Below are 20,334 nucleotides of genomic sequence, written 5' to 3' on the forward strand. Positions count from 1 at the left end.
GATGGCGATGAATATCGGCGAAGCATCGGAACGCTCCGGCCTGCCTTCCAAGACCATCCGCTACTACGAGGATATCGGCCTCATCCGTCCCGAAAGGGGCGGAAACGGCTATCGCGACTATGCCGCAACCGACATCCACAAGCTGCGCTTCCTGCAACGCTCGCGCGGCCTCGGCTTTTCCGTCGAGGAATGCCGGCAATTGCTGGCGCTCTACGAGGACAAGGATCGGGCGAGCGCCGACGTCAAGGATATTGCTGAGACCAAGCTCGCCGAGATCGACCGCAAGATCCGCGAACTGACGGAACTGCGCCGCACCCTCGAGCATCTCGTACATGCCTGTCACGGCAACGACAGGCCGGACTGTCCGATCCTCGAAGAGCTTTCGGACGGCGGCTGATCATTTCAGGAAGCGAGCGCCTCGCTTCAGGCGAGACCTGCCTCAGGAAGGCTGCGGCATGTTCTGGTTGGCCGCCTGCGAGGATTGAGGCCGCTCGTCGGGTCCTTCGTCTTCGCCGTCATCCAGTACGCCGTCATCCAGCCGATGCTTGATCGCCAGCGCATAGATCACGTCGAGAATATTGCGATCCCTGAGATGAGGATCCAACAGGGCGAGAAGCGAAGCCCGGACGATCCTCTTGCTGGTGGCCTTCGGACAACGCGCCTTGACGAAAGCGTAGAGCGCCTCATCCGTCAGCCCTTCCATGGCGCCGTCCACGAGAGCTTCGTAGACCCGCTTCTTTTCCTTCATTCTTGATTTTCCCCTGCAAATCAGCGGCGTCATGATCTGTCATGTAATTGTCATAAACAATCGCGGACTTGAGGCACCTGTCCGCTTGAGAAGACTATTTTGATGATGATCCGGCGACGGTCTTCGGTCCGCATGATTTTTTTACGTCCGCCGGGAATAAAACCCGCCGCAATTCCGTATACTCAATCATGGAACGCAGAGAACGCCCCTTCGACGTCATCGGACAGCTTGCAGCGCTGAGGCGCTACGCTCGCTCGCTGGTGCGCAATTCGGACGAGGCGGAGGATCTGGTGCATGATGCGCTGGTGCGCGCCTTCGAGAAGCGAAAGAGCTTCCGCAGTGGCGGCAACCTGCGCACCTGGCTGCTCTCCATCCTGCACAATGCCCATATCGATCGTCTTCGCCGGAACCGGTCGCTGACGCGCCGTCACGACGAGGCGGCTGTCGAAGCCGAGCAGTCGCTGCCGGCCGGCCAGGAACATGCCGTGCGCCTGCAGCAGGTGCGCGACGCCTTCTTCGACCTCCCGGAGGAACAGCGCGAGGCGCTGCATCTCGTTGCGATCGAAGACCTTTCCTACCAGGAGGCCGCCCAGGCGCTCGGCATTCCTGTGGGGACGCTGATGTCGCGCATCTCCCGCGCCCGCGCTCAACTGCGCGAATTCGAGGAGAAGACGCCGCGGGTTTCGCATCTGAGAATCATCGGAGGGAACGGCAATGAAAGCAATTGATCCGATCCTCGATGCCGATCTCGACGCCTATGTGGATGGCGAGCTCGATGTCGCCCGCCGCATCCAGGTGGAATCCTATCTTTCCGAGCATCCGGCGATCGCCGCCAAGGTCATGGCCGACCTCAGCGTCAAGGGCGAACTGCGTCTGGCGCTGGCCGGCGAAAGTGCCTTTGGCCGCCCCGAGACCCGCGATGCCGCCCGGCGGCTGGAACGCGGCCTTTCTTATGGTCGCATCTTCCATTCGATGCAGCGCGTCGCCGCTGTCGGTATTCTGATCGCCGCCGGCTGGGTGGCGCACAATTCCTTCGGCGCCTTCTCGGCGACCGAGGTGGTGGCATCCGTTCCGGCACCCGCCTATGTCGAGGATGCCGTCCGCGCCTATCAGACCGCGGCCCTGCGCCAATCGATGCCTCCGCAGACGCCGGCCACCTATAGCGCCGACGACATTCGCGCCGCCACCGCGATCGTGATGCCCGAGCTGCCTAAGGGTTGGAAGGTCGCCGACGTGCAGATCTTCCCGTCCGAATTCGGCCCCAGCGTCGAGATGGCGATCGAACAATCAGACGGAAAGCAACTGTCGCTTTTCGCCGTCCGTCCGGGCGCCTTCGAGGTCAAGCCGGTCAGTCATCTCACGCTGGAAAAAGCAGAAGCCGCCTATTGGCAGATCGGCGAGGTCGCCTATGCGCTGATCGCCGACGATAGCGGTCTCAATCTCGACCAGGCGGCCGAACGGCTCGCCCGCTCGCTCTATTAATTCAAACCGAGGAGATCAGCATGAACCCGATCAATTCCCGCTACGGCGCCGTCGCCGGCTCCCAGGCCCTGTTCGACGAAGGCCTGCGCCAGCATATGCTGCGCGTCTACAACTATATGGCTCTCGGCCTCGTCATCACAGGCCTCGTCGCCTTTGTCGTCGGTTCGACGCCGGCACTCTACGTGCCGATCTTCGGCTCGCCGCTGAAGTGGGTGGTGATGCTCGCCCCGCTCGCCTTCGTCTTCTTCTTCTCGTTCAAGATCCAGACGATGTCGGCCAGCACTGCCCAGATCACCTTCTGGGCCTTCTGCGCCGTGATGGGCCTGTCGCTCGCTTCCGTCTTCCTGGTCTTCACCGGGGCGAGCATCGCGCGGACCTTCTTCATCACCGCGACGATGTTCGGCGCCACCAGCCTCTACGGCTATGCGACGAAGCGTGACCTCTCGCGCATGGGCTCGTTCCTGATGATGGGCCTCTTCGGCGTCATCATCGCCTCTGTCGTCAACATCTTCCTGGGTTCGAGCGCCCTGCAGTTCGCGATCTCCGTGATCGGTATCGTCGTCTTCGTCGGCCTCACCGCCTACGACACGCAGAACATCAAGGAACAGTATTCGGAAAACTTTGATCAGGAATCGAACCAGAAGCTCGCAGTCTTCGGTGCGCTCTCGCTCTACCTGAACTTCGTCAACATCTTCCAGCTTCTGCTCAACTTCACCGGCGAGCGGGAATAGGACTGCGCTTCTGGGGGCAAAGGAAGCGCAAGAGCGCCTGGTCTGCAGTCTGTGACAGGATGGCGGACTGGGTGCTCACCTAAACGAGACGGCCGGGCCAACGCCCGGCCGTTTCCGTTTTTAAAGCGCATCGCGTCAAATCGGAATCATGCGACTCGCTTTGAGTCTTTGATTGATGCATGTCGTCGTCCCAAAACCGCTGCCCACTTTTGGGCGACATACATTAGAGCGCCGCGCGTCTTTGCAGACGCGCTAAGGACGCTCTATCACTTTGAATCTCCGCATAATCCTTTCCGAAAATCGGTTCCGATTTTCGGGGTTATGCGCTAGATGATACCCCAGGCGCGATAGCGGCCGCGCCCGGTGATTTCACGAATGCCGATGTCGTTGACGAGGTTGAGCGCGCCGCGCGGCGTGATGCGCAGTTGACGGGCGATCATCGCCGCCGAGACCATTGGCCGCGACAGGATGAAATCGGCAAGTTCCGGCAGGCTGCTGTTCGAACGGCGGCCGCGGAACCGCAGCTCCATCTGCGTGCGCGCCAAGGTCAAGCGGTCGATTTCCTTGAGGCCGGCCACAGCACCCAGATGCATCGCCTCCAGAAAGGCTTGTAGCCGCGTGACGCGATCGCGTGCCCGACGACGCTCATGGCGCACCAGCTTCAGCCCGCCGTAGAAAGAAAAGAGATGCGAGGCGACCTTGCCGCGGGCGCGTAGATGGCTTGCGACCAGAAGACCGCCGAGCCAGTGCTGACGCCGCAACGGCTCGATCCTTTCCCAGGCTTCGAAGAGGATGATAGCACCGAGAACCGGCGGCAAGCTATCGCCCAATGGCTGCACGCTTCGCCACTCCGCAAGCCGCTGTTCCTCGTCCCACTCGTCGTCACCGAGCAAGCCGAGGGGATCCTCGTTGCGCCTTGCCGGGGTAACGGCGACCGTCTCGCTTTCCGGCGTTTTCCCGGTATGGATGTCGAGCAGCTTTTGCGAGCGGGCAAGAAGCGCATCGATCTCCGCCATCTCGGCAGCGAGCGGCCCCTCCTCATCCTCGCCCTCTTCGTCGGTCTCGAGTGGAGCGGCGACGCTCTTTGCCTCCGGCGCTTTCCCCTCCCCTTCCCCGCCGGTCGCGGTCAGCGTCGCAAGACCCGCGACGCCGAGTGCCCAGGCGGGTTCGCCGGTCCAGATGCGCCGACGTGCCCGCAGCACGGAATGGGCGATCGTCAGTTCGTGGGTGGGAGCGCGGCTATCCATATGCGCATCATGCAAAACGAGATCCTCGACATGCACGAGTTCGCCGGCCACCCAGAGCGCGCCGGCGGCATCGAAGAAATGGCTGCGGTCGGCAAATCCCTCGCCGACCGGCGAGCGCGACACCCGCTCGTCCAGCCGCGCCACCGCATCCTCCGCCGCGGTAAGGGCTGGAAGCAGGGTTTGAAGCATCGTACCGTCGATATCGTAGCGCATTGTTAAGCTTTACGGTTTTTCACAAATGGAAGCAAAATACGTGTTTCCTTCCGCCATGTATGACATGGTTAACAGCGTATTTCAACAAACCTTGGGAAATGGAAGCCGTTAACCTGGCTGATCGACCGGCCGCATCTCCTTCTAACCGTCTGAGCTGGCGCGAAGCTTTTTCATAGCCGCTCATCCCGTTTTCCTCGCCGTTGGACCATTTGCCCGCATAAGCGCCATCAGCATCGGTCCGAGCGAGAACTCGCCGCGCTCCGCCCGCCGCGTCAGGTCACGCAGGTAGCCGCCGGCCGAGTTGATATGTCCGCCCCTTTCCAGAATGCAGGCGATCACCGTGGCGGCGTTTTCCGGCCCCAGGACATCGCAGGCCAGTTGATAGGCGCTGGGGCTGACGCCAAGCGTGGAACGGACGATGACGGCCGCGGCCATCAGATCGCGCCAGCTGCCGATGCCGCCGCCCGGTCCGTAAGCGATGATCTCCGGGCAGGCCTGCAGCACCATGGCAAGGGGGAAGGATTTCGGCGGCTCGCGCCAATGCCGCGGTTCTTCCTCCGGCTTTGCACCCTGCTTCGGTTCGAAGCTTGGTTCAAGTTCAGAGTTAAGGTGTGGGTTTGAATTATGTATGTGCCGACCGTTTTGGTTATCATTGGCGTCTGATTTTTCTGTTTTCGACTTCGATTCCAGCGTCTTGACGATCAATTCCCGGAAAGCTTCGAGATCGGCCAGCAGGCTTTCCATCTCGGCGGCCGACGGGCGGCGCGGCAGGCTTGCGGAAAGCAGATTGAAATACTTCTGCATCTCGATCCATTCGCCTGCAATTTCCTCTTCCAGCGCGATCTCGATGAGCTTGGTGATGTCACGCCGGCAAAGTGTCAGGCGCTCCCTCAGGCGCTTCCATTCGAGCTTGGCGGCCATCACCTGAGCCGCCTGCGCCTCGATCTCGCGAGCGCGTACCAGGAGCGGCGCCAGGCTGAAGCCAAAGGCCTCTCCAAGCCCGCCCTCGCCGTTGCGCCGGGCAAAACGTTTCCCGTTCGGGCTATCCCGGCGGATGATCAGGCCGGCTTCCACCAGCATCGCCAGGTTCCGCCGCAACGTCGTGCCGGCCATGCCGTGCGCGCGCAACGACAGTTGCTCGTTCGACGGAAAGACGACGAAGCCGTTGGCCTCGGCAATCTCGTTCTTCGGGTAGAAGGTCAACAGCGCGTTGAGAACAGCCAGGGCGCGGTCAGATACGCCGACCATGTCCTTTGCTTCGCAGAGCGCGCGAAAAATCTTCCACTTGTCGACCGATGCGTCCGGATCGACCTTGCTGACGCTTTGCTGACTTGCCAGCATGCCAAGCGTCATCGACCGCCGCCCAAAGGGCGTCGATACATATTGAGGCTCCATGTCCCTCACCTTTTCTCAAGGCAAAAGAAACCTACCACCCAAAAGGATGCCGAAGACGCTTGACAGTGATTCGAGGAAGTGCGATTCTCAGATTGTCCAGATATGAGAAAGGCTTCCGCGGCGGCAACGTTCGGAGGCTTTTTTCTTTTGCGGTTTACTCTCCTGCTTGCAACTTGCCGGCCCGATAGGCTTCGTAAAGCTCATCGAGACGGCGTGAGATGTAAGCGCCGAAATCCGGCGCATCGCCGGTCTTCAACGCGATCGTGAAGGAATTACCGGCGCTCTTGATTCGGCCGGCGATCTTGCCGCCGCTCTTCGGCTTCCAGTCAAATTCCGTGGTTGCGGGCTTTGCCTCTTTCCTGGCGAGCTCGGCGACCAAAAGCTCGAAACGGCGGTCGCTCTCCTCCGCCATGAAACTTCCCGAGGCAACGAGCTTGGCAAGTCGGGCGGCCGTCATCCCATTCCAGTCCTGGGCAAGCGCCATCCAACGGCGCCGCCCGATACCGGGCGCAGCTCCGACCGACCTGACGATTTCGGCGGGGATGGCTTTTGCGACGGATATCAGCTTCGATAGCTCCGTCTTGTCCGTCGACAGCGCTTTCATGATGACCGGGCGCTCAAAACCCTTGAGCTCGAGATTAAGGGCAAAGACCGCGCGCTCGATATAAGAAAGGTTGCGGCGCGCCGAATTCTCGATGCCCTGCGCGATGACGACATCGGTATCGTCGAGCTTACGGACGATCGCCTGCACCTTGAGGCCGAGCAGCTTGACCGCCTGCAGGCGGCGATGGCCGTAGGCGATCTGGTAGCGGTCCTCATCATTGGGATGGCGGCGAACGAGGATCGGCACTTCCTGGCCGTTCTCGGCGATCGACCGCACCAACTCGTCTTCCATATCGAGGGGCTGGTCGGCAAGGCGGTCGCGGACGAAGGAGGAATCGATCAGATCAGGATCGAGTTCGACGATGCGTTCACCGGAGAGCAAGGCCTCCTGCATCGCCCTACTCTCTTCTTCCATGCGGCCAAGGGTCAACGCCATCGTCCGAACCGGCCCGGCCGATCCGCGCGAAGATGGTTCCTCGTAGTTGGCCGCGGCCAACTCCTGCGCCGTATCGTCGAAAAGACCCTTCAGGCGATCGCGTCTGCTCATGTGCGGCCCCACGCTTTGTGAATACCGGCGAGAACCTCGCCGTTGGCGGCATTGACCGATTCCAGCGCCCGGTCATAGGTCGAGCGGCGCACCTGCCCCTTCTCGATCTCGTAGAGCGTCTGCTTGGTCAGGCCGACATCGGCGATCGCCGTCGATTTGAGAATGGTCGCCGTCAACACGTCGTCACTGAAAAGGCTGCGCAGCAGCGCGACGATCTGCGACTGCGGCGCGTCGAAGGGTTCGTGACGCGTGACGACATACTTGATGAAATCATGCTGTAGGTCGCCGCCTGCCTTGCGTACGACGGAAAGCAGATCCGAGGTCATCAGCAGGAACTGCGACATGGAAGCGACGTCGACCATCTGCGGATGGATGGTGATGAGCAGCGATGTCGCGGCACAAACAGCGCCAAGCGTTAGGTAACCGAGCTGCGGCGGGCAGTCGATCACCACGATGTCGTAATCGGCCTCGACCTCGGCAATGGCGATGCCGACGCGACGGAAGAACAGCTCGCCAGGTCGCTGCCGGTCGTTCAATGCCCGTGGCGTCTCATGCTCGAACTCCATCAGTTCGAGATTGCCCGGCACCAGATCCAAACCGTCGAAATAGGTCTTGCGGACGATCTCCTTCAGCGGCTTGCGGTCCGCATCATAGCGAATTGCGCCATAGAGCGTGTCCCCTTCGGAAAGATCAAATTCGGGCTGGACGCCGAGCATGGAAGAGAGCGAAGCCTGCGGATCGAGATCGATCGCAAGCACCCGGTAACCAGCCAGGGCCAGATACTGCGCCAGATAGAGCGTCGTCGTGGTTTTGGCCGAGCCGCCCTTGAAATTGGTGACGGCAACCGTCTGCAACTTTTCGCCAGGGCGGCGCCACGGCTGATAGGAAAGTGCGTCCTTCGGCTTGAGCTTGGCCATATACTGGCGCAATTCGTTGATCTGGCCAAGTGTGTAGGAACGCCGGCCATTCTGGGCAAGATCCGGCTGCGGTCCCTTGCCATCCAGTGAAAGCTGGCGAAGATAGCCGTCCGAGACGCCGATCATCTGAGCCGCCTCGCCGGAGGAGAATGTTCGTAGCGTCTTTTGCGAGAGCGGCGGAAACAGCTTGTCGCGGAGGAGCTTCAGTTGCCGAGAAAGCTGGTTGGCATGCCGCTCGATCCGTACATCTGTCGTCGATACGCTAATGTTGTCCAAAACACTCAATCCTTTTCGATGCGCTTTTCTGTCAACATAGCGTCAAAAAGCGTATCGAAGGTGACACGATTCGGGATTTGCAGCAACAACAGGGCTCAGATGCCGCCTACAGGCTCGGTTGGCCGCGGCCAACTCCCTTTCCCACCCTTGCGGCGAGCCGGCTTTTTCGGCAAGACCGCCAGGACTCAACGGGGAGTATCCGCTTGAAGCATATCCATATCATCGGCATCGGCACCGGCAACCCGGAGCACCTCACCATACAGGCAATCAACGCGATGAACGCAGCCGACGTGGTCTTCCTGCCAGTCAAGGGCGCCGGCAAGGAAGAGCTCGCCGAAATCCGGCGGGATATCTGCGAATGTTATATCACCCGGCCGGCCGGCAGGATTTCAGAATTCGAGGTGCCGCAAAGGCAGACGGCAGACAAGACCTATGCGCAAAGCGTCGATACCTGGCACGGCGAGATCGCCAGTATCTATGGAGAGCTGATCTCCGGTCTCCCGGATGATGGCAGCGGCGCCTTTCTCGTCTGGGGTGATCCCAGTCTCTACGACAGCACGATCCGCATCATCGAACGCGTGCGCCGGGAAAGCAGCCTGGATTTCGATTACAGCGTCATTCCCGGCATCACCAGCATCCAGGCGCTGGCGGCCAGCCACAAAATCCCGGTCAACCTCGTCGGCAAACCAATCGAGATCACCACAGGGCGCAGGCTGGCGCAAGACGGACTTTTGACCGACAGCACCGTCGTCATGCTTGACGGCGAACAGGCTTTTGCGAAGATCGACGATCCCGATGCCGAGATCTTCTGGGGCGCCTATCTCGGTACCAAGGACGAGATCGTCAGATCAGGACGGCTTGGCGACATCGCCACCGACATTCTGACGCTGAGGGCCGAGGCCAGACTGCGGCATGGCTGGATCATGGACATCTATCTCCTGCGCAAGGGACGGGATTTCGACGAATAGCCACTCCGAAGCCTTTCCATCATGCTTTGCCGGCCCGGTTGCGATCATGTAAGAAATGGCCAGAGGATCGAGAATGAGCATTGAGGCCGCAAAGGCGAGCGACAGGACAGGCGAGGCGGATCTGCACGAGCGCCCGGCGGTGACGATGCGTAGGCGCGGCGCCTGCCCCGCCCTTGCCGCGCCCATGCAGACCGGCGATGGTTTGCTGGTACGGCTGCGGCCGGCCGGCGGCGCGTTGACGCTGTCGCAGTTCGCAAGCCTTGCCCGCTCCGCCGCAGCACATGGAAACGGCATTCTCGAAATCACCGCCCGCGGCAATCTGCAGATCCGAGGCCTTCGGACTGAGACCTTCGGACAGCTCGCTGCCGATATCGATGCAGCCGGGATCACCGTGCCGGACGGGCCGGCGATCGAGACATCGCCACTGCACGGCATCGACCCGGAAGAGATCAGCGATCCGGCGGCAATGGAAATGGCCTTGCGCAGCATGCTCCGTGATCAGCTTGCGTCGCCGCGCCTCGCGCCAAAACTCTCGCTCGTCGCCGACGGCGGTGGGGCCTTCGGCTTGTCGGCATTGTCCGCCGATATCCGTATTGTCGCGCAATCCGGCGCAGAATGGCTGGTCGCGATCAATCGCGACGCTGAAACCGCAATGCCGGTCGCGATCGGTAATGCGGAGGCGGCGATATCGGCCGTCGGCGAAATTCTGAGCTTGTTGGCCCTCGGGCAGGGCAGGCGAGCACGGGATATCGATCCGGCGCTTCTGCGGGCGCGTTTTCCCGCGATGGATGGCATTCGACCCATTGCGTCCCGCGCGGCAGGGATGCCGCTTGCCGGCTCGCACAAGCTCGCCGACGGCAAAACCATACTTGGCGTCAGGCCGGAATTGGGGCAGATGAGAGCCTCCGATCTGATCGCTTTGCTTGACTTGGCAGAGGCCCGCGGCGCAACAGCCATCCGGCTTGCGCCCGGTCGCGGTTTCTTCCTCATCGGGCTTTCCGCCGATACAGTGCCGGCTATCCAGATCGCCGCCGCCAGGCATGGCTTCAGCACCCAGCCCGGCGAGAATACCGAGCATATCGCCGCCTGTGCCGGCGCCGGCGCCTGCGGTTCGGCTTTTTACGAGACGCGAACCCTGGCCCGCCGCCTCATTGCCGCGACACCTGCCCTTTTCGACGGTTCGCTGACGCTGCATCTATCCGGCTGCGCCAAGGGCTGCGCTCATGCCCGGCCGGCGCTGACCCTGACGGGCTCGGCGGAAGGTTATGGCCTCATCCTCAATGGGCTTGCTGCGGATCTGCCGGACGAACGGATCGCTGGCGGTCGGATCGATTTCGCTATAGAGAGGCTCGCCCGGGCCATCGAAGATAACAAAGGCGCTGGCGAATCGACCGCCGCCTGCCTTACACGGCTTGGCGCAACCGGCGTTTCGAAGGCGCTGCGACAGGAATAGGAATGCCAGACTACGATTATATCCGCAGCGGCGATGCGATCTACGAGCGTTCCTTTGCCATTATCCGTGCCGAGGCCGATCTTTCGCGCTTCACCGACGATCAAGCCGAAATCGCCGTGCGCATGATCCATGCCTGCGGGCTGGTCGAGGCGGCGGAGCATTTCCTGTTCTCGGCCGATTTCGTCAGCGCGGCGCGCGATGCGCTGAAGGGTGGGGCGCCGATTTTCTGCGACGCGGAAATGGTGTCCCAGGGCGTCACCCGGGCGCGGCTGCCGGCGCTGAACGAGGTGATCTGCACGCTGCGCGATCCCGCGACACCGGAGCTTGCGCGCGAGACCGGCAATACGCGCTCGGCCGCCGCCATGCATCTCTGGCTCGATCGGCTCGGCGGCAGCGTTGTTGCGATCGGCAATGCACCGACCGCCCTCTTCCATCTGCTCGAACTCCTGCGCGACGGCGCCCCGAAACCCGCGGCGATCCTCGGCATGCCCGTGGGCTTCGTCGGCGCCGCCGAATCCAAGGATGCGCTGGCAGATAATTCCTACGGCGTACCCTTTGCCATCGTCCGCGGTCGGCTCGGCGGCAGCGCCATGACGGCAGCCGCCATCAATGCATTGGCGAGGCCAGGCCTATGACCAGAAGCGGCCGTCTCATCGGCGTCGGCACGGGTCCCGGCGACCCGGACCTCCTGACCCTCAAAGCCGTCCGCGCCATCGAAGGCGCTGATGTGATCGCTTATTTCGCCAAGCAGGGCAGGGGCGGCAACGGCAAGGCGATCGTCGAGCCGCTGCTGAAATCCGGGGTGACGCTGCTGCCGCTCTTTTATCCGGTGACCACGGAGATCGACAAGAACGACGAACGCTACCAGCGCCTGATCACCCAATTCTACGACCAGTCTGCCAAAGCTGTTGCCGGGCATCTCGATGCCGGGCTGACCGTCGCCGTTCTCAGCGAAGGCGATCCGCTCTTCTATGGCTCCTATATGCACCTGCATGTCAGGCTTTCCACGCGCTACCCGACGGAAGTGATCCCGGGCATCAGCGCCATGTCGGGCTGCTGGTCGCTGGCGGGCATGCCGATCGTTCAGGGCGACGACGTGCTTTCCGTACTGCCCGGTACGATGGCCGAGACCGAGCTGACGCGCCGTCTTGCCGATACGCAAGCCGCCGTCATCATGAAGGTAGGCCGCAACCTGCCGAAGATCCGCCGGGCGCTGGCGGCGGCCGGCCGGCTTGCGGAAGCCGTCTATGTCGAGCGCGGCACCATGGCGAATGCGGCGATGGAAAAGCTTGCCGACAGGACCGACGGCGATGCACCGTACTTTTCGATCGTGCTGGTGCCGGGCTGGGAGGGCAGCCGATGAGCGGCAGGCTTTTCGTGATCGGCACCGGTCCCGGCAACCCCGAGCAGATGACGCCGGAAGCTTTGGCCGCTGTCGATGCGGCGACGGATTTCTTCGGCTACGGACCTTATCTCGACAGGCTGCAGCTCCGCCACGATCAGTTGCGGCATGCCTCGGACAATCGCGAGGAGCTTGATAGGGCAGGGGCAGCCCTCGCCATGGCAGCCGATGGCGCCACGGTCTGCGTCGTCTCCGGCGGCGACCCCGGCGTCTTCGCCATGGCCGCCGCGGTCTGCGAAGCGATCGAGAACGGGCCGGCCGCATGGCGCGTGGTCGATCTCATCATCCTGCCCGGCATCACGGCGATGCTGGCAGTGGCGGCAAGAGCAGGCGCTCCGCTTGGCCACGACTTCTGCGCCATATCGCTGTCTGACAATCTAAAGCCTTGGAATATAATAGAAAACCGTCTTGTATTGGCGGCAAAGGCAGGTTTTGTCATCGCGCTCTACAATCCGATCAGCCGGGCGCGGCCCTGGCAGCTCGGCGAAGCCTTCAAGCTGATGCGCGACCATCTGCCTGCAGCAACGCCGGTTATTTTCGGGCGCGCGGCCGGGCGTCCCGACGAACGTATCGCCGTCCAGCAGCTGTCGCAGGCAGATGCGTCGATTGCCGATATGGCGACCTGCATCATCATCGGCTCCGCCGAGACACGCATCGTCACACGGCCAGGCAGACTGGACCTCGTCTATACGCCTCGTTTCACGGCGGGGGGGAACAGGTGATCGATCGCCGCCAGCGCCGCCTCGACAGTGTCGACCGCCTTGACGATCGAGGCCGGCGCGCGCGCCACCATCATCACCTCGATACCGAGCAGGCGGGCTGCCTCGATCTTCGCATAGGTGGCCGCACCGCCGCTATTCTTGGCGACGATGACGTCAATGTGGTGCTGCCTCAGCAGATCGCATTCACCGTCCAGCGTGAACGGACCACGCTCGAGGATGTACTCGACATTATCAAGCACAAGCGGCGGTTCGACGGGATCGACGCTGCGAACGAGGTAGTGATGCTGCGGTGCGGCTTGCGCATAATGGGCACCCTGCCGGCCCGTCGCCAGGAAGACATGGCGGGGGGAGGGGCCGAGCGCTTCGATGGCAGCCGGAATGCTCCGCACGTCCCGCCAGCGATCGCCGGCCATGCGATGCCATTCGGGACGGCGCAGAGCGATCGCGGCGATGCAGGTGGTCTCGGCCGCGAAAGCGGCATTGGCCGAAATGCGCTCGGCGAAGGGATGCGTGGCGTCGATCAACAGACGATATCCGCCGGCCTTGAGGAAATCGGCAAGTGCGGCAGCGCCGCCGAAACCACCGATGCGAACTGGAACAGGCTGCGCGGCCGGTTTCTCGGTGCGACCGGCAAGCGACAGCAGAACATCGCAATCATCACGCGCCGCCAGCGCCTCGGCCAGCAGCCGCGCCTCGCTGGTGCCGCCGAGGATCAAGATGCGGGGTCTTCCCATGTCTGATGTCTCTCCTGCCTCTAGCCAGCGCTGGCTGACTATTATCGGCATCGGCGAAGATGGTCCAGAAGGGCTGGGCGAGAAGGCGAGGGGGCTGATCGCGACCGCACCTGCCGTCTTCGGTGGTGCGCGGCACCATGCACTCGCTGCGTCGCTGATCACAGGCGAAAAGCTTTCCTGGCAGAGCCCCTTCGAGCGCTCGGTCGACGCTATCCTCGAAAGGCGCGGCACGCCTGTTGTCGTGCTCGCCTCCGGCGATCCCTTCCTCTACGGCGTCGGCGCAACGCTCTCCCGCCATGTGGCGGCGGAAGAGATGCGCACCATCCCGGCGCCCTCGACCTTCAGCCTTGCCGCGTCCCGCCTTGGCTGGCCGCTGCAGAACGTTGCGACGATCTCGCTGCATGGACGGCCGATCGACCTGATCCGGCCGCATCTGCACCCCGGACGACGCATCATCGCGCTGACCTCGGACGAGAAGGAGCTTGGCGATCTGGCTGCCCTGCTGACTGCTGCTGGCTTCGGTCAGTCGCGGCTTACAGTGCTCGAGGCGCTGGGCGGGATTCGGGAACGGCAGAGAAGTGCTACGGCGACGGATTTTGATCTCCTGGACATCGATCCCCTGAATGTGTGCGCCGTCGATGTTGCGGCAGGGGAGGGGGCGCGCATTCTGCCTTTTGCCGCCGGGCTCGAGGATGAGCTGTTCGAGCATGATGGGCAGATCACCAAACGCGAAATCCGGGCGATGACGCTTTCCGCACTCGCGCCCCGTCACGGCGAACTGCTCTGGGATATCGGCGCGGGATCGGGATCGATCGGCATCGAATGGATGCTCGCCGAACCCAGCCTCAAGACAATCGCCGTCGAACAATCGCCGGAGCGGGCTGCGCGGGTCGCCCGCAATGCAGCCGCCTTCGGCGTGCCGCATCTCGCCGTCATTGAGGGTACGGCGCCCGATGCACTGAAGGGCCTGCCGGAGCCGGATGTGATCTTCCTCGGCGGCGGCGGCAGCGAACCGGGTGTTATCGATGCTGCGATTGCCGCGCTGAAGCGGGGAGGGCGGCTCGTTGCCAACGCTGTGACGCTGGAAATGGAGGCGGTGCTGCTCGCCGAACATACCAAACGCGGCGGCTTCCTCACGCGGATCGAAATATCGCGCGCCCAGCCCATCGGCGGCATGAGCGGCTGGCGGCCGGCCATGCCGGTAACGCAGTGGCGCTGGACGAAAGGATGACGAGATGACGGTGCATTTCATCGGCGCGGGGCCGGGTGCTGCGGATCTGATCACGGTGCGCGGCCGCGATCTCATCGCCCGGTGCGCGGTCTGCCTTTATGCCGGCTCGATCGTCTCGCCCGAACTGCTGCAATATTGTCCGCCGGGTGCGCGCATCGTCGATACGGCGCCGATGTCGCTCGACGAGATCGAGGCGGAATATCTTCGCGCCGCTGCGGCGGGCCAAGATGTCGCCCGGCTGCATTCCGGCGATCTCTCGGTCTGGAGTGCAGTCGCCGAGCAGGTGCGCCGGCTGCAAAAACACGGCATTGACTATACGATGACGCCAGGCGTTCCGGCCTTTGCCGCCGCAGCCTCGACGCTTGGGCGCGAACTGACGATCCCGGCTGTGGCCCAAAGCCTGGTGCTGACCCGCGTTTCCGGCCGCGCGTCACCGATGCCCAACGACGAGACCCTGGCGAAGTTCGGCGCAACGGGCGCCACACTGGCAATCCATCTGGCAATCCACGCGCTGAAGCAAGTGGTCGAAGAGTTGACGCCGCTTTACGGCGTCGACTGCCCTGTCGCGATCGTCGTCAAGGCCTCCTGGCCAGACGAGCGCATCCTGCGCGGCACGCTCGCCGATATCGAAGCAAAGGTTGCGGCCGAACCGATCGAACGCACGGCGATCATCTTCGTCGGCCCATCGCTGGCAGTGGAAGATTTCCGCGAAAGCTCGCTCTACGATCCGGCCTATCAGCGTCGGTTCAGAGGCCGGGAATAACTTCAGGCGATTGGCCGCGCCAGCGCGGCCAATCGTGACATTCGTCCCCCGCCCAGTCCCGACACCAATGGCGGTATCAGGACGTTTCTCTCAGGTCTCAAACCCGCGCGGACAGATAATCCATGCTGGCCCGAAGCGCACCGGCCGGGTCCTCGACCGCATGAACTTCCGCTGCAAAGGGTTCAAAGGAGAACGGACCCTTATAGCCCGCCTGCAGCAGCGCCCTGATCTGCCCGGCATTATCGAGCCGGTCGTCGCCGTCCACGAGCACCCGATGGGAATCGCGCATATCGGCAACGGAAACGGAAGGATCGCTGACCCCGGAAATGTGAACGAGGCCGGCCAGCTCAGGGAAGGTCGCCGCTTCACCGGCAAGGTGATGGTGGAAGGTGTCGTGGACAAGCCTGAAGGTCGATTCCGCGCCGAGTTCCCTGATTGCCTCGGCCGCCTCGGTCTTCGAGCGCAGCGAGCAGATCTCGAAGCCGAGCGGCTCGACGAGACCGATAATGCCGGCGTCCTCTAGCATCGGCCGCAGCGCCGCCAGAGACTGGCGCAGATTGGCCTGCCGTTCGCCATCGGCGCAGCCGGTGCCGTCATTCTTCGGAACGAGGACGAGCGCCTTGGCGCCGGACGTGCCGGCATAATCGATCAGTTCCTGCGCTTCGGCGGCCCGGGTCGCGTTCCACTCGTTGAAGCGCTGCAGGGCGTTGATCGAAATGATCGTCACGCCATGGCTGGCGGCAACCTCCTTGATCGTTTCAGGTTTGGTGCCGTCGAGGATGGCATTGCCGGAAAGGTCGTTGCGGATCTCGACGGCATCGATGCCGAGCGATCGGGCCAGCGCGAAAAAATCGTCGATGGCAAGCGACGGCGCGGCCATATGGTTGAGCGCAAAACGGATCGACGTCATGATCGGCATCTCCTCCTGATCTCCGCGTCGGGGCGGAGCAGTCTTCGTGAATGGGTCAGCGAATCTCTATCGGAATTCGCGTCGCAATCCATCCGCCATCGCCGGCGCCGGCTTTCATTGCTGAGAGAATTTCGAAAGGATTGATGGAATTCCATCATTCCTCAGATGTTCTCCGAAATATGGATATCGAAAGGCAGGAAGAGCTGCCCGGGAACAGCCGTTTCACCGTTTTCGATGGCGCCCGTCATCAGCACCATCAGCTCCTTGCAGAGAGCGGGCAGGGGAGTGCCGATCGCCATGGCGACGATATCGTCGGCAAGACCGGCCTTGCTGTCGGGGGTCAGCTCGTTGACCACCAGGACGATCTTGCCGCCGACGCCTTCTTCGCGGAACGCCGAGATCGCCCCCTCCATGCCGCCGCCGCAGACATAGAGGCCGACGAGATCGGGATATTTCTGCAGCAGCGTCAACGTCGCCTCATGAGTGATTTCGGCTGTCTCGAGATTGATCAGCGTGTCGATGACATCGAACTCAGGCGCATTCTCGCGAAAATAGGAGCGGAAGCCGATTTCTCTGAGCTCATGGCCGTGAAAGCGGTGGCTGCCGACGAAACAGGCGACCTTGCCGGGCTTCTTCGCCGTGCGCGCAATCGTCCAGGCGGCGGTGCGCCCGACCTTGCGGTTGCTGACGCCGACATAGGCGTCGCGCACGCCCGTGGCGAGGTCGGAAAGCAGCGAGAAGACCGGAATACCGCGCTCCTTCAACTCCTCGACCGCCGTCGTCACCGCCGGATAATCCGGGCCGACGAGAGCGACGGCCTGGTTGCGGGCGCCGAGCGTCTTGATCTTTTCGACGATCGCAGCCGGTGTCGCGGCGGACGGAAACTCGATCTGCGTCTGGATGCGCGCGCTCGTCAGCGCCCGCGCTGCAGTTTCGATCTCACGCACGAAGCTCTGATAGAAGGGCTGCATCGGCTTCTGCAGCAGGAAGGCGAGCTTGTATTGCGGCAGATCCTCGAAGACGCGCTGCTTGATCAGCCCGACAGCGTGATAGCCGATCGACTGCGCCGCATCATAGACCCGTCGCGCCGTTTCCTCGCGCACGCGGTGGCGAGCGTTGAGAACGCGATCGACGGTGGCGACGCTGACGCCGGAGGCGCGGGCGAGATCGGATATGGTGGGACGGCGCATCGGCGTTCCTGATGGATTCAATCATGAATGCAAGTCATTCATGACGGATTTTGATAGATTATATCAAGCCTGCATTGAGCGCTTTTCAAAGTCAACCTATTCTCCCAGGCAGGGCAACGGGAGGCGGATAATGGCGACCCAGACAAAGAAGCGTGACTACGACCTTCTCGGCGAAAGCGGCCGCTCCGCCGTCGAGACGGGGCTGGCGGCAGCCGAATGGTATCACACCGACATTCCCCGCAAGGAGATGAAGGCGCTGATGCAGCGCTCCGATGCACCGGCGATCCGTGACACGGCCCTCTGGGTCGGTAGCATGGTCGTCCTTGCCGGGCTCGGCATTTATTTCTGGGGCTCGTGGATCGCGCTGCCCTTCTTCCTCGCCTATGGCGTGCTCTACGGCTCGGCCTCCGACAGTCGTTGGCACGAATGCGGCCATGGCACCGCCTTCAAGACGCGCTGGATGAACGATGCCGTCTACCAGATTGCCTGCTTCATGATCATGCGCAATCCGGTGACCTGGCGATGGAGCCATGCGCGCCATCATACCGATACGGTGATCGTCGGCCGCGATCCCGAGATCGCCGTCATGCGGCCGCCCGATCTCTTCCGCCTGGTGCTCAATTTCTTCGGCATCCTCGACGCCTGGCATGCGATCATCGACATGCTGCGCAATGCCTTCGGCGGCGTCAGCGCGGCGGAAAAGACGTTCATCCCGGAGATGGAGCAGCCGAAGGCCATCCGCATCGCCCGCATCTGGCTGGCGATCTATATCGCGACGATCGCGGCCACGATCGCCATGGGTTCGATCCTGCCGCTGATGCTGATCGGCCTGCCGCGCCTCTATGGCGCCTGGCACCATGTGCTGACCGGACTGCTCCAGCATGGCGGTCTTGCCGACAATGTGACCGACCACCGGCTGAACAGCCGCACGGTCTATATGAACCCGATCAGCCGCTTCATCTACTGGAACATGAACTATCACGTCGAACATCACATGTTTCCCATGGTGCCCTACCACGCGCTGCCCCAACTGCACGCGATGATCAAACACGACCTGCCGGCGCCGAACCCATCGATATGGTCCGGCTATCGCGAGATGATCCCGGCCTTCCTACGCCAGCTGCGCAACGAGGATTATTTCCTGAAGCGCGAACTGCCGGCCACCGCGCGGCCCTATCGCGAGGAATTCCACAACGAGCTGGCCCCGGCCGCGCAATAAAGACAATCGAGGGAGGACAAGATGAACGGAAACTGGATCCAGGTCTGCGACAAGGATGAGATCGACGAAGAGGATGTCATCCGCTTCGATCACGACGGGCGCACCTTCGCGGTCTATCGCAGCCCGGACGACGAATTCTTCGCGACCGACGGGCTCTGCACGCATGAACATATCCATCTCGCCGACGGGCTTGTCATGGATGAGATCATCGAATGTCCAAAGCATAACGGCCGCTTCAACTACAAGACCGGCGAAGCCAAGGGTGCGCCGGTCTGCGTCAATCTCAAGACCTATCCGGTCAAGATCGAAGACGGCGCCGTCTTCATCTCGCTCTGACGGAGGCCGGCATGGCTCACTACGTCATCCTCGGAGCGGGCGAATGCGGTGCGCGCGCTGCCTTCGCCTTGCGGGAGAAGGGCTTTGCCGGCGAGATAACGCTGGTTGGCGCCGAGCCGCTTCCGCCCTATGAACGGCCGCCGCTTTCGAAGGCCGGCTTCACCGGTGCAAGCGATCCGAAATTCATCGCCGCGGCGGAAAAATATATCGAAAACGGCATCCGACTGCTGACCGGGCTCGAGGCAACGGATCTCGGCACCGCATCCAGGACCGTCACGCTTTCGGACGGTACCGTGCTTTCCTACGACAAGCTTCTGCTTGCGACGGGTGCTGCCGCGCGGTCGTTCCCCGGCGCGCCGCAGGGCAGCCCGCGTATTCGCGCGCTGCGGACGCATCACGATGCGGCGGCGTTGCGCGATGCGATGAAGCCGGGGCGGCACATCGCCATCATCGGCGGCGGGTTTATCGGGCTGGAACTTGCGGCAACGGCGCGGCTGCTCGGTGCCGAGGTCACCGTCATTGAGGGGCTGGAACGCGTGCTGAAGCGTGGGGTGCCGGAGGAGATCGCTCATCTTATCACCGAGCGCCATCGCGCTGAAGGCGTCGATATCCGCTGCGGCGTCTCCATCGAGGCGCTGACTGCGGAAAACGGCAAAGCCCTGATCAAATTGTCGACCGGCGAGGTGGTTGAAGCCGATCTCGTCCTCGTCGGCATCGGTGCACGGCCGAATATCGAGATCGCCGAAAGGGCCGGGCTGGCAATCGACAACGGCATTGCCGTCGACACCTATCTCCAGACCTCCGCACCTGATGTCTTTGCGGCCGGCGATTGCTGCTCCTTTCCGCTGTCGATCTATGGCGGCCGGCGGGTGCGGCTCGAATCCTGGCGCAATGCGCAGGAGCAGGGCACATTGGCGGCGGCCAATATGCTCGGCCTTAACGAGGCCGTTTCGGCGGTGCCGTGGTTCTGGTCGGATCAATACGACATGACGCTGCAGATATCAGGCCTTGCCGAAGGGGCCGCCACGCATCAGCGACGCGAGCTCGGTGCAGGCGCCTTCATTCTCTTCCATCTCGACGCCGGCGGACGATTGATCGCTGCAAGCGGCATCGGGCCGGGCAATGCGGTGGCACGCGACATCAGGCTCGCCGAGATGCTGATCGCAGCGCGCGCCCATCCGAACCCGGCAGCACTCGCAGCCAGCGACATCAAACTGAAATCCCTGCTGGCCGCCTAAGCCGCCCGA

22 protein-coding genes are annotated in these 20,334 nt (G+C 62.6%); 14 read left to right on the top strand and 8 right to left on the bottom strand.

Annotation, left to right across the window (positions count from 1 at the left end; translation table 11 throughout):
- Nucleotides 1–7 precede the first annotated feature (7 nt).
- Nucleotides 8–397 carry a Cu(I)-responsive transcriptional regulator gene (cueR, locus tag G9X67_RS04145; RefSeq protein ID WP_025397678.1) on the top strand — a complete coding sequence of 130 codons (390 nt, stop codon included), beginning with the start codon at nt 8–10 and terminating at the stop codon, nt 395–397.
- Between the two features lie 42 nt (nt 398–439).
- Here cueR and G9X67_RS04150 read toward each other — a convergent pair whose 3' ends face one another.
- Nucleotides 440–748 (bottom strand): hypothetical protein, encoded by a 309-nt coding sequence (locus G9X67_RS04150; protein WP_171598161.1) that lies wholly within the window; start codon nt 746–748, stop codon nt 440–442.
- A gap of 188 nt (nt 749–936) precedes the next feature.
- On the opposite strand from G9X67_RS04150, the gene G9X67_RS04155 reads away from it, so the two are divergent.
- Genes G9X67_RS04155 through G9X67_RS04165 form a run of 3 tightly spaced genes read left to right on the top strand, consistent with a single transcriptional unit; the run spans nt 937 to nt 2,961 of the window.
- On the top strand, nt 937–1,476 hold the full coding sequence (locus G9X67_RS04155; RefSeq protein ID WP_064655082.1) for a sigma-70 family RNA polymerase sigma factor: 540 nt from the start codon (nt 937–939) through the stop codon (nt 1,474–1,476).
- Entirely contained in the window at nt 1,463–2,230 is a 768-nt protein-coding gene (locus G9X67_RS04160; protein ID WP_164052531.1) for an anti-sigma factor, read from the top strand. The genes G9X67_RS04155 and G9X67_RS04160 overlap by 14 nt, the downstream gene beginning before the upstream one ends.
- 20 nt (nt 2,231–2,250) lie before the next feature.
- Nucleotides 2,251–2,961 (top strand): Bax inhibitor-1/YccA family protein, encoded by a 711-nt coding sequence (locus G9X67_RS04165; protein WP_171598162.1) that lies wholly within the window; start codon nt 2,251–2,253, stop codon nt 2,959–2,961.
- Nucleotides 2,962–3,287: 326 nt separating this feature from the next.
- On the opposite strand, the gene G9X67_RS04170 is transcribed toward G9X67_RS04165, so the two are convergent.
- The 4 genes from G9X67_RS04170 to repA all read right to left on the bottom strand — a co-directional run bounded on the left by G9X67_RS04170 (nt 3,288) and on the right by repA (nt 8,159).
- Complete coding sequence (locus tag G9X67_RS04170; protein WP_171598163.1) at nt 3,288–4,421, bottom strand: RHE_PE00001 family protein; 1,134 nt, start codon at nt 4,419–4,421, stop codon at nt 3,288–3,290.
- A 180-nt stretch (nt 4,422–4,601) separates the two neighbouring features.
- The gene (gene repC / locus G9X67_RS04175) at nt 4,602–5,816 is read right to left on the bottom strand and encodes a plasmid replication protein RepC (RefSeq protein ID WP_171598164.1); all 1,215 of its coding nucleotides are present in this window, start codon (nt 5,814–5,816) and stop codon (nt 4,602–4,604) included.
- Nucleotides 5,817–5,970: 154 nt separating this feature from the next.
- Entirely contained in the window at nt 5,971–6,966 is a 996-nt protein-coding gene (gene repB / locus G9X67_RS04180; protein ID WP_171598165.1) for a plasmid partitioning protein RepB, read from the bottom strand.
- The gene (gene repA / locus G9X67_RS04185) at nt 6,963–8,159 is read right to left on the bottom strand and encodes a plasmid partitioning protein RepA (RefSeq protein WP_171598166.1); all 1,197 of its coding nucleotides are present in this window, start codon (nt 8,157–8,159) and stop codon (nt 6,963–6,965) included. Before repA ends, repB begins: the two co-directional genes overlap by 4 nt.
- A gap of 203 nt (nt 8,160–8,362) precedes the next feature.
- Between repA and cobF the strand changes: the two genes are divergently transcribed.
- From cobF to G9X67_RS04210, 5 genes are all read left to right on the top strand, one after another.
- Nucleotides 8,363–9,127, top strand: coding sequence for a precorrin-6A synthase (deacetylating) (gene cobF, locus G9X67_RS04190; RefSeq protein ID WP_171598167.1), 765 nt, complete (start codon nt 8,363–8,365; stop codon nt 9,125–9,127).
- Nucleotides 9,128–9,200: 73 nt separating this feature from the next.
- Nucleotides 9,201–10,580: a precorrin-3B synthase gene (gene cobG / locus G9X67_RS04195; RefSeq protein WP_171598168.1), complete on the top strand. Its 1,380-nt coding sequence runs from the start codon at nt 9,201–9,203 to the stop codon at nt 10,578–10,580.
- Nucleotides 10,581–10,582: 2 nt separating this feature from the next.
- Nucleotides 10,583–11,215, top strand: a complete 633-nt coding sequence (locus G9X67_RS04200) for a precorrin-8X methylmutase (protein WP_171598169.1) — start codon at nt 10,583–10,585, stop codon at nt 11,213–11,215.
- Nucleotides 11,212–11,943, top strand: a complete 732-nt coding sequence (locus tag G9X67_RS04205; RefSeq protein ID WP_171598170.1) for a precorrin-2 C(20)-methyltransferase — start codon at nt 11,212–11,214, stop codon at nt 11,941–11,943. Before G9X67_RS04200 ends, G9X67_RS04205 begins: the two co-directional genes overlap by 4 nt.
- Nucleotides 11,940–12,704 carry a precorrin-3B C(17)-methyltransferase gene (locus tag G9X67_RS04210; RefSeq protein ID WP_171598171.1) on the top strand — a complete coding sequence of 255 codons (765 nt, stop codon included), beginning with the start codon at nt 11,940–11,942 and terminating at the stop codon, nt 12,702–12,704. Before G9X67_RS04205 ends, G9X67_RS04210 begins: the two co-directional genes overlap by 4 nt.
- Here G9X67_RS04210 and G9X67_RS04215 read toward each other — a convergent pair.
- Nucleotides 12,668–13,438 carry a cobalt-precorrin-6A reductase gene (locus G9X67_RS04215; RefSeq protein WP_171598172.1) on the bottom strand — a complete coding sequence of 257 codons (771 nt, stop codon included), beginning with the start codon at nt 13,436–13,438 and terminating at the stop codon, nt 12,668–12,670. The genes G9X67_RS04210 and G9X67_RS04215 overlap by 37 nt on opposite strands.
- Here G9X67_RS04215 and cbiE point away from each other — a divergent pair.
- Together cbiE and cobM are read left to right on the top strand one after the other, a co-directional pair.
- Nucleotides 13,437–14,669 carry a precorrin-6y C5,15-methyltransferase (decarboxylating) subunit CbiE gene (gene cbiE / locus G9X67_RS04220; protein WP_171598173.1) on the top strand — a complete coding sequence of 411 codons (1,233 nt, stop codon included), beginning with the start codon at nt 13,437–13,439 and terminating at the stop codon, nt 14,667–14,669. The two genes, G9X67_RS04215 and cbiE, sit on opposite strands and share 2 nt — an antisense overlap.
- Before the next feature lie 4 nt (nt 14,670–14,673).
- Complete coding sequence (gene cobM, locus G9X67_RS04225) at nt 14,674–15,432, top strand: precorrin-4 C(11)-methyltransferase (protein WP_171598174.1); 759 nt, start codon at nt 14,674–14,676, stop codon at nt 15,430–15,432.
- A gap of 97 nt (nt 15,433–15,529) precedes the next feature.
- On the opposite strand, the gene G9X67_RS04230 is transcribed toward cobM, so the two are convergent.
- Both G9X67_RS04230 and G9X67_RS04235 read right to left on the bottom strand, forming a co-directional pair.
- Nucleotides 15,530–16,342, bottom strand: a complete 813-nt coding sequence (locus tag G9X67_RS04230; RefSeq protein ID WP_171598175.1) for a TIM barrel protein — start codon at nt 16,340–16,342, stop codon at nt 15,530–15,532.
- 161 nt (nt 16,343–16,503) lie between these two features.
- Nucleotides 16,504–17,532 carry a LacI family DNA-binding transcriptional regulator gene (locus G9X67_RS04235; RefSeq protein ID WP_171598176.1) on the bottom strand — a complete coding sequence of 343 codons (1,029 nt, stop codon included), beginning with the start codon at nt 17,530–17,532 and terminating at the stop codon, nt 16,504–16,506.
- A 130-nt stretch (nt 17,533–17,662) separates the two neighbouring features.
- Between G9X67_RS04235 and G9X67_RS04240 the strand changes: the two genes are divergently transcribed.
- Genes G9X67_RS04240 through G9X67_RS04250 form a run of 3 tightly spaced genes read left to right on the top strand, consistent with a single transcriptional unit; the run spans nt 17,663 to nt 20,325 of the window.
- Complete coding sequence (locus G9X67_RS04240) at nt 17,663–18,751, top strand: fatty acid desaturase family protein (protein ID WP_171598177.1); 1,089 nt, start codon at nt 17,663–17,665, stop codon at nt 18,749–18,751.
- A gap of 21 nt (nt 18,752–18,772) precedes the next feature.
- Nucleotides 18,773–19,087, top strand: coding sequence for a MocE family 2Fe-2S type ferredoxin (locus G9X67_RS04245; protein WP_171598178.1), 315 nt, complete (start codon nt 18,773–18,775; stop codon nt 19,085–19,087).
- An 11-nt stretch (nt 19,088–19,098) separates the two neighbouring features.
- Nucleotides 19,099–20,325: an FAD-dependent oxidoreductase gene (locus G9X67_RS04250; RefSeq protein ID WP_171598179.1), complete on the top strand. Its 1,227-nt coding sequence runs from the start codon at nt 19,099–19,101 to the stop codon at nt 20,323–20,325.
- Nucleotides 20,326–20,334 lie beyond the last annotated feature (9 nt).

It is taken from the genome of Rhizobium sp. WYCCWR 11152 (assembly GCF_013087615.1).
Taxonomy (GTDB): domain Bacteria; phylum Pseudomonadota; class Alphaproteobacteria; order Rhizobiales; family Rhizobiaceae; genus Rhizobium; species Rhizobium indicum.